This window comes from Vibrio sp. 10N.286.49.B3 (assembly GCF_002873395.1).
Classification (GTDB): Bacteria; Pseudomonadota; Gammaproteobacteria; order Enterobacterales; family Vibrionaceae; genus Vibrio.
This window is the reverse complement of sequence record NZ_MCUV01000028.1, coordinates 25964-37708: the sequence shown is the minus strand read 5'-3', so window position 1 is coordinate 37708 and position 11745 is coordinate 25964. Positions and strand designations below refer to the sequence as shown.

9 protein-coding genes and 2 tRNA genes are annotated in these 11745 nt (G+C 43.8%); 10 read left to right on the top strand and 1 reads right to left on the bottom strand.

The features are described 5' to 3' along the window. Positions 1 to 81: 81 nt before the first annotated feature. Both BCU68_RS10630 and BCU68_RS10625 read left to right on the top strand, forming a co-directional pair. Positions 82 to 158: transfer RNA gene (locus BCU68_RS10630), tRNA-Met, on the top strand. Positions 159 to 194: 36 nt separating this feature from the next. Continuing rightward, positions 195 to 270 (top strand) — tRNA-Gly (locus BCU68_RS10625). 766 nt (positions 271 to 1036) lie between these two features. On the opposite strand, the gene queG is transcribed toward BCU68_RS10625, so the two are convergent. Beyond that, positions 1037 to 2230, bottom strand: a complete 1194-nt coding sequence (queG, locus tag BCU68_RS10620; RefSeq protein ID WP_102564730.1) for a tRNA epoxyqueuosine(34) reductase QueG — start codon at positions 2228 to 2230, stop codon at positions 1037 to 1039. Positions 2231 to 2507: 277 nt separating this feature from the next. On the opposite strand from queG, the gene tsaE reads away from it, so the two are divergent. From tsaE to hflC, 8 genes are all read left to right on the top strand, one after another. Next, complete coding sequence (tsaE, locus tag BCU68_RS10615; RefSeq protein ID WP_102564729.1) at positions 2508 to 2966, top strand: tRNA (adenosine(37)-N6)-threonylcarbamoyltransferase complex ATPase subunit type 1 TsaE; 459 nt, start codon at positions 2508 to 2510, stop codon at positions 2964 to 2966. Between the two features lie 8 nt (positions 2967 to 2974). Further along, a complete protein-coding gene (locus tag BCU68_RS10610; protein ID WP_102564728.1) occupies positions 2975 to 4708 on the top strand; it encodes a LysM peptidoglycan-binding domain-containing protein in 1734 nt (577 codons plus the stop codon). Between the two features lie 12 nt (positions 4709 to 4720). Then, positions 4721 to 6604 carry a DNA mismatch repair endonuclease MutL gene (gene mutL / locus BCU68_RS10605; RefSeq protein WP_102564727.1) on the top strand — a complete coding sequence of 628 codons (1884 nt, stop codon included), beginning with the start codon at positions 4721 to 4723 and terminating at the stop codon, positions 6602 to 6604. A 15-nt stretch (positions 6605 to 6619) separates the two neighbouring features. Next, a complete protein-coding gene (miaA, locus tag BCU68_RS10600) occupies positions 6620 to 7552 on the top strand; it encodes a tRNA (adenosine(37)-N6)-dimethylallyltransferase MiaA (RefSeq protein ID WP_102564726.1) in 933 nt (310 codons plus the stop codon). Between the two features lie 213 nt (positions 7553 to 7765). Then, positions 7766 to 8032 carry an RNA chaperone Hfq gene (hfq, locus tag BCU68_RS10595; RefSeq protein ID WP_102564725.1) on the top strand — a complete coding sequence of 89 codons (267 nt, stop codon included), beginning with the start codon at positions 7766 to 7768 and terminating at the stop codon, positions 8030 to 8032. Positions 8033 to 8076: 44 nt separating this feature from the next. Next, the gene (hflX, locus tag BCU68_RS10590) at positions 8077 to 9366 is read left to right on the top strand and encodes a ribosome rescue GTPase HflX (protein ID WP_102564724.1); all 1290 of its coding nucleotides are present in this window, start codon (positions 8077 to 8079) and stop codon (positions 9364 to 9366) included. A 45-nt stretch (positions 9367 to 9411) separates the two neighbouring features. Then, positions 9412 to 10605, top strand: coding sequence for an FtsH protease activity modulator HflK (gene hflK, locus BCU68_RS10585; protein ID WP_102564723.1), 1194 nt, complete (start codon positions 9412 to 9414; stop codon positions 10603 to 10605). Positions 10606 to 10607: 2 nt separating this feature from the next. Beyond that, positions 10608 to 11588: a protease modulator HflC gene (gene hflC, locus BCU68_RS10580; RefSeq protein ID WP_102564722.1), complete on the top strand. Its 981-nt coding sequence runs from the start codon at positions 10608 to 10610 to the stop codon at positions 11586 to 11588. The last annotated feature ends 157 nt before the right edge of the window (positions 11589 to 11745 follow it).

Below are 11745 nucleotides of genomic sequence, written 5' to 3'. Positions count from 1 at the left end.
AACCTCGTGTGTCGCTCCAATTTCTTTTTCGAAAGTTGTTGGTAATAAGTTCCTATTGTACTTTAAACAATGGCATCCGGACGCGGGATGGAGCAGTTTGGTAGCTCGTCGGGCTCATAACCCGAAGGTCGTTGGTTCAAATCCAGCTCCCGCAACCACATTAAGATGAATGGCTCATTAGAGCGGTTTGTTATGCGACACTAGCTCAGCTGGTAGAGCGCAACCTTGCCAAGGTTGAGGTCACGAGTTCGAACCTCGTGTGTCGCTCCACTTTCTTTTATAGAAAATGGGGAAAGCAACACCCGCTCGTAAGAGTGCAACCTTACCAAGGTTGAGGTCACGCCTTTTTGTTTTAAGAATTAGGGAACCTCGTGTGTCGCTCCAATCAATTACCTAGCATCTAGCCTTGCTCTTAAGGTTGTATGCTAGTTTTTTGTATTTAAGGCTTTTAACTATTCTCCAGTTAACCTTAAACGGTAGTAATATCGCTCTTTCTAATGCTGAGAAGCATGAACCCCCAAAAAAATAAAGCAACGTCACCATTCGTGGTGATTTTTTCGTTTGCCTTAAATAAATAGCAGCAGGATGCTTGTATTAATACACGACTTAGGTTTTTACCAGTTGTGGTTTTTTCATGCCTATTAACAGAGTTATCCACATATTTTTAATGTGGATAAGTTGGTTGATAAAGTCTTTTGCTATGCTTTTTTTAGGGTAAAACTAGAAGATCTTTCAGTTTTGTACTAGCTGTTTTCAAACAGCAATTTTCTGTAAGTTGTTGTTTTTAAATCTTATAATCTTATAATTAATCCTATCCCCACAGTGTAATAAAGATCATTAAGTGCTTGTTTTTTGATCCTAGTCATTTATTGCTGCTGTGTTTAACTTTTAGAACTTCATAGGTTTGATTGGTTATATATTATTTTGTCCACATTTATTTTTTTCGTTTATTCACCGCTTATTTGTTTTTGCACAATTATCGTAGTGAGTTGTTATTTCTTGTGGATAACCTGATTTTTATGCATCAAGTGTAAGCTTATGCGTCTCTTGGTAAGCCTTTTTGCACAATACGAATCAAACGACTCTTCTTGCTGTCTCTTTTCTTATCTCTTTCTTTATCTAAGGCTAGTGATTCTGATGCTGCTTGTTCTGATGCTGCTTGTTCTGATAGGGCAAGATCACCTGGCAGTTGCTGGTATTGCTGTTCTAGCGCCCACTGTATGTGAGTATCTAGCACATCACTTATCCCCATGCGACTTTGCAACGCAGCAACGATCTCTGCGCTGTAGGGAGCGTTACCCATCGCAATACTAATATTACGTAGCCACTGGGTATGACCAATACGGCGAATCGCTGAGCCTTCCATATTTTTTAGAAATAGTGCTTCATCCCAAGCAAATAATTGAACTAGGTCTGCTTGCTCTAAAGTCGAACGGCGGTGAAAGTCTGTTTGTGGGCTTAGTGGGGCAAAGCGGTTCCATGGGCAAACGAGTTGGCAGTCATCACAACCATAAATACGATTACCAATAGCAGAACGGAACTCTTCTGGGATCACGCCGTCATATTCAATCGTCAGATAAGAGATACAACGTCTAGCGTCAACGACCTTTTCATCAATGATGGCATTGGTTGGGCAAGAGGTCATGCAAGCGGTACATTTTCCACAGGCATCTTCGCTTGGGGTATCGACTGGTAAAGGTAGATCGATAAGCAGTTCACCTAAGAAAAACCACGAACCGCTCTCTTTATCTAAAATAAGGGAATGTTTGCCTGTCCAACCAAGACCAGCCTTTTGTGCCAGTGGGCGTTCTAAGATTGGCGCAGAATCAACAAAAGGACGATAGCCTAACTGTCCGACTTCTTGTTCTATTTTTTGTGCGAGCTTCTTCAATTGGTTGCGCACTAGTTTGTGGTAATCACGACCTAATGCATAACGACTAATATAGCCCTGGGTAGGATCGCTAAGATTACTGGCAAATTGCGCTTCTGGTGGTAGGTAATCAATACGTACACTGATAACGCGCAGAGTCCCTGGCAGTAGCTCTTCAGGGCGTGCACGCATCATTCCGTGACGTGCCATCCAGTCCATATCGCCATGGTGACCGGCATCGATCCACTGCTGTAGAGGGGCTTCGTGCTCCGCTAAATCTATATCGCAGATGCCGACTTTTTGAAAACCAAGCTCAGCAGCCCAGCGTTTAATTTCTTGTGCGAGTTGGTCGTAATTCATAACGGCATCACTTTATGGATAAATAGAAAAAGGGAGAAAAAAATGGGCTCGGATCTTAACGGATCTTCCTAGTAGAAGCTAGAATTGTGATCAGGAATGGTGTTTTTTCTTTGTACAGCTACAATCAAAGTCAATATCGGGCTAATTCATTTAATTAAATGATGATTTTTCTCCATTCTGACCGATGATCGCTTGTCTCATAAAACCAAGACAGTTTACTATTCCTATTCTTTTAATTTTTATACAGTCGCTAATCGATATTTAGAGCATATTTCCTATGACCAAAGCAGAGTTTACCCTTAAAGATGAGCAAGCTACGATTCAACTTGGCACTCAATTAGCGCAAAGTTGCTTGCAGCAGACGACCATTTATTTGCATGGCGATCTGGGGGCGGGTAAGACAACCTTTAGCCGTGGTTTTGTTCGTGCTCTTGGCCATCAAGGAAATGTAAAAAGCCCAACGTATACTTTAGTTGAACCGTATCAATTAGCCGATTGGCAGGTGTATCACTTTGACCTTTATCGTCTTGCTGATCCTGAAGAGTTAGAGTTTATGGGTATTCGTGACTACTTTACTGATGATGCGATTTGCTTAGTGGAATGGCCAGAAAAGGGTGAAGGTCTATTACCACAACCTGATTTAGATATTGATATACGTTACGACGGTGAGCAGCGTATAGCGACGTTAACGGCTAATAATGACTATGGACAAACGCTGCTGAGTCAGCTGAGGTGATATTAAGCATGAAGCGTTTTTTAGCGGTCATATGGATAGCCGTGTCTTGGAGTGTGATTTTTCCGTCCGTAGTATGGGCTAATACGATAGAAGGTATTCGTGTTGGACCAACTGCAGAGAAAACCCGTATTGTGATTGATGTAGCATCGGCGGTGAAGCATGAAGACTTTATGCTGACTACGCCCGATCGCTTGGTGCTCGACCTGCGCAATACCACGCTTAAAGCCGCGCTGCCTATGAGCGTGTCTAAGAGTAAAGTGCTGACCAAGATCCGAAAAAGTACTCCGCCAGAGAAAACCACCACGCGTTTGGTGTTTGAGTTAAAGGGCAAGGTTGAGTTTAAGATTTTTAGTTTAGCGCCAAATGCTGCTCAGAAGGTAGGTCATCGTTTGGTGATTGATCTTATTCATCCCAAAGGCAATGTGACTCCAACGGTAGCGGCTAAATCGACGGCAAGCAAACCGACCGTGACCAAATCGGTGAAAACCCAGCGCCAAGACGTATTGATTGTGATTGACCCAGGGCATGGTGGTTCGGATCCTGGTTCCATTGGTCCAACTCGCAAGTATGAAAAAAATGTCAACTTGATGATTTCGAAAAGGCTGGTCGCAGAGATCAATGCGCGCCCAGGTTTTAAAGCGATGCTAACGCGTAACGGGGATTACTTTGTCAACCTTAACCGCCGTGTTGCCATTGCGGATGAGAATAGAGCGCACCTGTTAGTTTCGATTCATGCCGATGCCTTTACGACGCCACAGCCACGTGGTGGTTCGGTGTTTGTATTGAATACTCGCCGTGCGAATACAGAAATTTCTCGCTGGGTAGAAAACCATGAGAAACAATCTGAAATGCTCGGTGGTACGGGAACGGTATTAATCAAAGACTTTAACGATCGCAACGTCAACCAAACTTTGCTCGATTTACAATTCAGTCACTCGCAAAAAGAAGGTTATAAGTTAGCGACTGCTATTTTGGGTGAGATGGGGAAGGTGACGCGTCTACATAACAGTAAACCGATTAATACCAGTTTGGCCGTTTTGCGTTCGCCACAGATCCCATCGGTATTGATTGAAACCGGCTTTATCTCTAATCCGACGGAAGAGAAGTTATTGTTCCAGCGTGATCACCAAAGTAAGTTAGCCCGTTCCATTGCGAAGGCGATCATCAGTTATGTGGAAGCGAATCCGCCGGAAGACACTATGGTTGCTCACCGTGTGCAAGGGCAAAAACACAAGGTCGCCCGTGGTGATTACTTAGGTAAAATTGCGGCTAAATATGGCGTAAGCGTGTCGGCAATTCGTAAGGCGAATAACTTAAAATCAGACAGCTTAAGAGTCGGGCAAGAGTTAACGATTCCGGGTGGTTCATCGAGTGCTTCTTCGTCTGCAAGCTCGTCTTCATCTTCAAGCAGTGCAGCGGCAACGACCAGTACTAAGCAGATCACGCACGTTGTGGCACGTGGCGACTACTTAGGTAAGATTGCCAGTCGTTATAAAGTCTCTGTGGCAAGTATTAAACGTGAGAATAACCTACGTTCTGATACGTTACGTCTAGGTCAAAAGCTGAAAATCACCATGCAAGTGAAAGACATACCATTAAGAAAACATAAAGTGGTACGTGGTGACTTCTTAGGTAAGATTGCAGCTAAGTATGGTGTGACGGTGGATGCGATTCGTAAGGCGAATAACTTGCGCTCTGATGGACTCGCCGTTGGACAAGTGTTGGTTATTCCACACAAATAAGCTGAGTAGATTATGACGATTAAGATCCTTCCTGCCCGTTTGGCTAACCAAATAGCTGCGGGTGAAGTAGTAGAAAGACCTGCATCGGTAGTCAAAGAGCTCGTGGAAAACAGCTTAGACTCTGGCGCGACTCGTATTGATGTGGATATTGAGAAAGGTGGCGCTAAGCTTATCCGTGTGCGTGACAATGGTAAGGGCATCGTTAAAGATGAACTTGGCTTGGCACTGAGTCGTCATGCTACCTCTAAGATCCACAGTTTAGATGATCTGGAAGCGATCGTTAGCTTAGGTTTTCGTGGTGAGGCGCTGGCGAGTATTAGTTCGGTGGCGCGTTTAACCATGACTTCACGCCCAGCAACGCAAGAGCAAGCATGGGCTGCCTACAGTGAAGGTCGTGATATGACCGTGAAGCTTGAGCCAACAGCCCATCCGATTGGTACGTCGGTTGAGGTGCTGGACCTGTTTTTTAATACTCCTGCTCGACGTAAATTCCTGCGCACCGAAAAGACTGAATTTAACCATATTGATGAACTGCTTAAGCGCATTGCGTTGAGTCGCTTTGATGTGACGATTAACCTGCGTCATAACGGCAAAATGATCCGTCAATATCGCGCATCAAAAACTCAAGTTCAGGCTGAAAAGCGTATTGCTGCTGTCTGTGGGAGTGGCTTTGTGCGTCACATGCTCAATATTGAATTGGAGCATCAGGGACTGCGCTTACACGGTTGGGTGACGACGCCAGAAGGGGCTCGTCAGCAAAACGATCTGCAATACTGTTATGTTAATGGGCGTATGATGCGCGATAAATTGATCAATCATGCTATCCGCCAAAGTTATGCAAATACCCTGCGCCCAGAGCAATTTGCTACTTATATTCTATTTATTGAAATTGACCCGCATCAGGTCGATGTGAATGTTCATCCTGCTAAACATGAAGTGCGTTTTCATCAAGCTCGCTTAGTGCATGACTTTATTTATCAAGCGTTAAGCAGTGCATTGGCGCAAAGTGAACATGTTGATTTGCCTAAAGTGAGTGAATCGGCTTTTCATACTGAAGACCAAGACCAAGACCAAGACCAAGACCAAGACCAAGACCAGGACCAAGACTCGGTTCCTTTGCGCGTTTTCTCTGCGATAGACAATACGCCCGATTATCCCCGAAAGTCTCCATCGACTTCGTCATCATCACCTTCGACGTCTGCTGGATCTCGTCAGGTCAATGATAGTTACTCTCGCTCAGCAGCCAGTAATTATCAGCCAACGCCGCCACCTTCTGCACGTGAAGTGGCCGCTTATCAATCGCTGATGCAAACCCCTCATGAGCAAATTGATATTGGTAAGGCGATCTGTATTGTTGATCAACGCTTTGTCATGCTCGGCGCGAAAACCGGCTGCATGTTGATGTCATTGCAGCGTGGTGAGTTTTTACGTGTTTTAGCTCAATTAGACTGCCAGAACCAAGCGTTAAAAAGTCAGCCATTATTGGTGCCACAATCGATAAAACTGGGTAAAGAACTCACTCAAGAACTTGAACATTATCAAGAGGTTTTGCAGAGGTTAGGGATTCAGCTTAAAGTGCGAAATCCGCAAGCTGTTATGATCATGGGAGTTCCTATGCCCTTGAGAAAGCAAAACTTAGAAAAATTGATAGCGGATCTGTTATCTTATTTACATTCGATCTCGTCTTCGCAAGCAGAAGAAGGTGTGAATGCGGCGCAATTGCAAAATTGGTTGGCAATTCATACGACTCAAGTAAAAAGCAGCTACACTTTATCTGAAGCAATTCAAATTGTTGCGGAACTTGAGCAGCTTTGGCAAGGTCAACTCCCTTTACATGATAAACAGTTTGTCACTCCGGTTGATTTTTCGGCCTCGATAGCGACGCTGTTGGCATAAATAAAAACGACTATTATGAACCAGAAATTACCTTTAGCGCTCTTTTTAATGGGCCCAACGGCATCAGGCAAAACGGATTTAGCCATACGTCTACGTCAAAAGTACCCTGTTGAGATAATCAGTGTCGATTCAGCATTGATTTATAAAGGAATGGACATTGGTACAGCAAAGCCAAACGCCGAGGAATTAGCGCAAGCCCCTCACCGTTTAATTGATATTTTAGATCCGAGTCAAGCGTACTCGGCGGCGGATTTTCGTCGTGATGCATTAGAACAAATGAATGAAATTGTAGCACAGGGTAAAATTCCACTACTCGTTGGTGGAACCATGTTGTATTACAAAGCATTATTAGAAGGTTTATCACCATTGCCAGCTGCCGATGTGCAGATTCGTGAACAGATAGAGCAAGAGGCACAAACGCTCGGTTGGCAAGCGATGCACGATCAGTTAGCAGAGATCGACCCTGTATCAGCAGCAAGAATTCACCCTAATGATCCACAAAGATTATCTAGGGCATTGGAAGTTTTCCGAATTTCAGGTAAAACTTTAACAGAGCTAACAAAAACGAAGGGTGAAGCACTGCCATTTAATGTGAAGCAATTTGCTATCGCACCAAAAGAAAGAGCAGAGCTTCATCGTCGTATTGAACTGCGCTACGAGAAAATGATTGAAGCAGGTTTTGAAGATGAAATGAAGGCGCTCTATGCCCGAGACGATCTTCACCCTGATCTTCCTTCTATCCGTTGCGTTGGTTACCGTCAGATGTGGGACTATTTGGATGGCAAGTGCGATATTAACGAAGCGGTATTTCGTGGTGTTTGTGCGACCCGTCAATTAGCCAAGCGACAAATCACCTGGTTACGCAGCTGGGATGATTTAACTTGGTTGGATAGCGAAAACATTGAACAAGCAGTCGAAACTCTTTCAGCGGCAATAGCATCTGAATAGATTTGCTGTGTATAATGTGATCGCTTTTGCGTAATTATGCTCTGAAATTAAGTTGTTAGATCAATATGCTTTATATAAGCTGTAGTAATAACGATGATTATTAGAGTGTTTTTTCATTTAGCTTGAAGCAAAGGCAGTGCCTATTGGTGGTGACATGGTTTGTCATACCGGCTAAATAATTACAATTAGAAAATCAAATAAGGAAAAATAAAAATGGCTAAGGGGCAATCTTTACAAGACCCGTTTTTAAATGCACTACGACGTGAGCGCATTCCGGTGTCTATTTACTTAGTGAATGGTATTAAACTACAGGGTCAAATCGAGTCATTTGATCAATTTGTAATCCTACTGAAAAACACCGTTAACCAAATGGTGTACAAGCATGCAATTTCTACTGTTGTTCCTGCTCGTGCCGTTAGTCACCACAATACAGAACGTTCAGCAGGTCAAGACCGTACTCAAGAGAAAACCGAAGATTAATTATTGTCACTACACAGTGAAAGCTATCGTAAGGAGTAGGTTGATTGTTTGACCGTTACGAAGGTGGTGAGCAGGCCATACTTGTTCATATTAATTTCTCGCAAGAGGGTGAGTGGGACGACTTAAGCGAATGTCAAATGCTGGTCTCTTCTGCTGGGGTGTCGACACTACAGGTTATTACGGGTAGTCGTCAGGCACCGCACTCTAAATATTATGTTGGAGAGGGGAAAGCTCAAGAGATTGCGCAGGCTGTGCAATTGACGGGTGCTGAGATTGTGATTTTTAATCATGCCCTTTCACCTGCCCAAGAGCGTAACCTTGAAGGGCTGTGCCAATGCCGAGTGTTAGACCGTACTGGTTTGATCCTCGATATATTTGCGCAGCGCGCTCGAACTCACGAAGGTAAGTTGCAAGTAGAACTGGCTCAATTGCGCCATCTATCAACACGCCTTATTCGTGGTTGGACTCACCTTGAAAGACAAAAAGGTGGGATAGGTTTACGTGGTCCAGGTGAGACTCAGTTAGAAACCGACCGACGTTTATTACGCGATAGAATTAAAGCCATTTTGCGCCGTCTAGCGAAGGTAGCAAAACAGCGAGAACAAGGTAGGCGAGCTCGAAATCGCGCTGAGATCCCAACCATTTCATTGGTCGGGTATACCAACGCAGGCAAATCAACGCTATTTAACCAAATTACACGCGCAGGTGTTTATGCAGCCGACCAGTTGTTTGCAACACTTGACCCAACGCTACGTAAAATTGAATTAGATGATGTTGGGACGGCAATACTAGCGGATACCGTTGGTTTTATTCGTCATTTGCCTCATGATTTAGTAGCGGCATTTAAAGCAACACTACAAGAAACGCAAGAAGCTGACATTTTGTTACATGTTGTAGATGCTAGTGATGAGCGTTTTCGTGAGAACATTCAAGCTGTTCATGATGTACTTGAAGAGATAGACGCGCATGAAGTGCCTACTCTTGTTGTTATGAATAAGATTGATAATTTGGAAGGTCAACAGCCTCGCATCGAAAGAGATGAAGAAGGTATGCCTCGCACCGTCTGGGTTTCAGCAATGGACGGGCGTGGAATCGATCTGTTATTTGAGGCGTTAACTGAACGCCTCGTAACTCAAATCGTCGAATATCAACTGAAGGTTTCGCCATTACATCAAGGGCGGATCCGCAGTACATTTTTCCAAATGAATTGTATTCAACATGAAGAATATGATGAAGATGGTAACTTGTTGATCGATATTCGTATGCAGCTGACAGATTGGTCTAGACTTGAAAAAAAAGAAGGGGCAGTTTTACGTGACTTTATCGTTACTTAAAGGACTGCTACAGTATAACGTCATATCAAATGATGGAGCTTTCTAATGGCGTGGAATGAGCCTGGAAATAACAACGGCAACAATGGCCGCGATAATGACCCTTGGGGTAAGCAAGATAATCGTGGCGGCCGAGAACAAGGTCCACCAGATCTAGACGAAGTGTTTAGTAAACTGAGTCAAAAGCTGGGTGGTAAGTTTGGTAAGGGTGGTAAAGGCCCTTCGATCGGTGGTAGTGGCGGAGCTGCTGGTATCGGTGTCATTGCTGTTATCGCAGCGGCAATTTGGTTCTTTGCTGGTTTCTATACCATTGGCGAAGCTGAGCGAGGTGTTGTACTTCGTTTAGGTAAATACGACCACATTGTAGACCCGGGTCTTAACTGGCGTCCTCGTTTCATTGATGAATATGAAGCAGTGAACGTGGAAGCCATTCGTTCATTACGTGCATCTGGCACCATGCTAACTAAAGATGAAAACGTAGTAACGGTTGAGATGGGTGTTCAATACCGTGTCTCTGATCCATACAAGTACCTATACCGTGTGACTAATGCGGATGACAGTTTACGTCAAGCGACTGATTCAGCGCTACGTGCTGTTATTGGTGACTCTTTGATGGACAGCATCCTAACTAGCGGTCGTCAACAAATCCGTCAAAGCACGGAAGTTACGCTAAACAGTATCATTGATAACTATGATATGGGTCTAGCGATTGTTGATGTCAACTTCCAATCATCACGTCCACCTGAGCAAGTAAAAGACTCATTTGATGATGCAATCTCAGCACGAGAAGATGAAGAGCGTTTCATCCGTGAAGCAGAAGCGTACAAAAATGAAATTCTTCCAAAAGCAACAGGTCGAGCTGAGCGTTTGAAGAAAGAAGCACAAGGTTATACTGAGCGTACAATCAATGGTGCACTGGGTGAAGTGGCTCAATTTGAGAAACTACTACCAGAATATCAAGCAGCGCCAGAAGTAACACGTAATCGTCTATACCTGGATACGATGGAAGAAGTTTACAGCAATACGTCGAAAGTATTGATTGATTCTGAGTCGAGCGGCAACTTGCTTTATCTACCAATCGATAAACTAGCAGGTCAAGACAGCGGCACGAAATCAACGCGTCAGTCGTCTTCATCTTCATCAGTTTATGATGGCATTGAGCTTGAGTCTCAACGCACTGATATTTCGCCAAGCAGTTCAACCGATGATCGTTCAAGCACTACTCGTCAAGGGAGATTTTAAACATGCGTAAGTTAGCAATCCCTCTACTTGTTGTTACGTTAGCGATTATGCTGATGTCCGTCTTTGTTATTCCTGAAGGCGAACGTGGCATCGTAATCCGTTTCGGTCGTGTATTGAAAGATAACAACGACATGTCTCGTATCTACGAACCAGGTCTGCACTTCAAAATGCCATTATTTGATGGTGTGAAGACATTAGATGCACGTATCCAAACTATGGATGGTACTTCTGACCGTTTCGTTACCTCTGAGAAAAAAGATGTAATCATCGATTCTTACGTGAAATGGCGTATCGAAGATTTCGGTCAATACTACCTAGCAACCGGTGGTGGTAACGCATTAACGGCACAAGCGCTTCTTGAGCGTAAAGTGACAGATGTACTGCGTTCTGAAATCGGTTCTCGTGAAATCAAACAGATTGTATCCGGTCCTCGTAATAAAGACATTCTGCCTGATGATATCGCTGATGTTGATCTTGTCTCTGAAGTGACAAAAGAAGCATTGGAGATCGATGGTGAGCGTGACAAGATCATGGATAATGTTCTTGAAGATACACGCAAGAGTGCGATGAATGATTTAGGTGTTCATGTTGTTGACTTCCGTATGAAGAAAATCAACTTACCGGACGAAATCAGTGAATCAATCTACCGTCGTATGCGTGCAGAGCGTGAGTCAGTTGCTCGTAAGCACCGTTCTCAAGGTCGTGAAAAAGCAGAAGTTATCCGCGCACAAGCTGAGCTAGAAGTAGCAACAGTATTAGCAGAAGCAGACAAAACAGCACGTGTAACGCGTGGTGATGCAGATGCAAAAGCAGCGGCTATCTACTCTGAAGCATACAGCAAAGATCCTGAGTTCTACGGTTTCCTACGTTCATTAACGGCGTACGAATCATCGTTCTCTTCGAAAAGCGATATGCTAGTACTTGATCCTAAGAGTGATTTCTTCAAGTACATGAACGACGCAAATGGTGCTCCAACGAAGTAAGCGCAATAAAGTTCAATTTGATGCATAACTATGTGGTTGATAGTGCATAGTTAAATTATTGGATTGTAAGCTATTGTTATTTAGTTGAAGGCAAAGTTTGCCCGAATATAAAGGCTCCGTAAGGAGCCTTTTGTTTATCTGTTATTAATATTTGTTA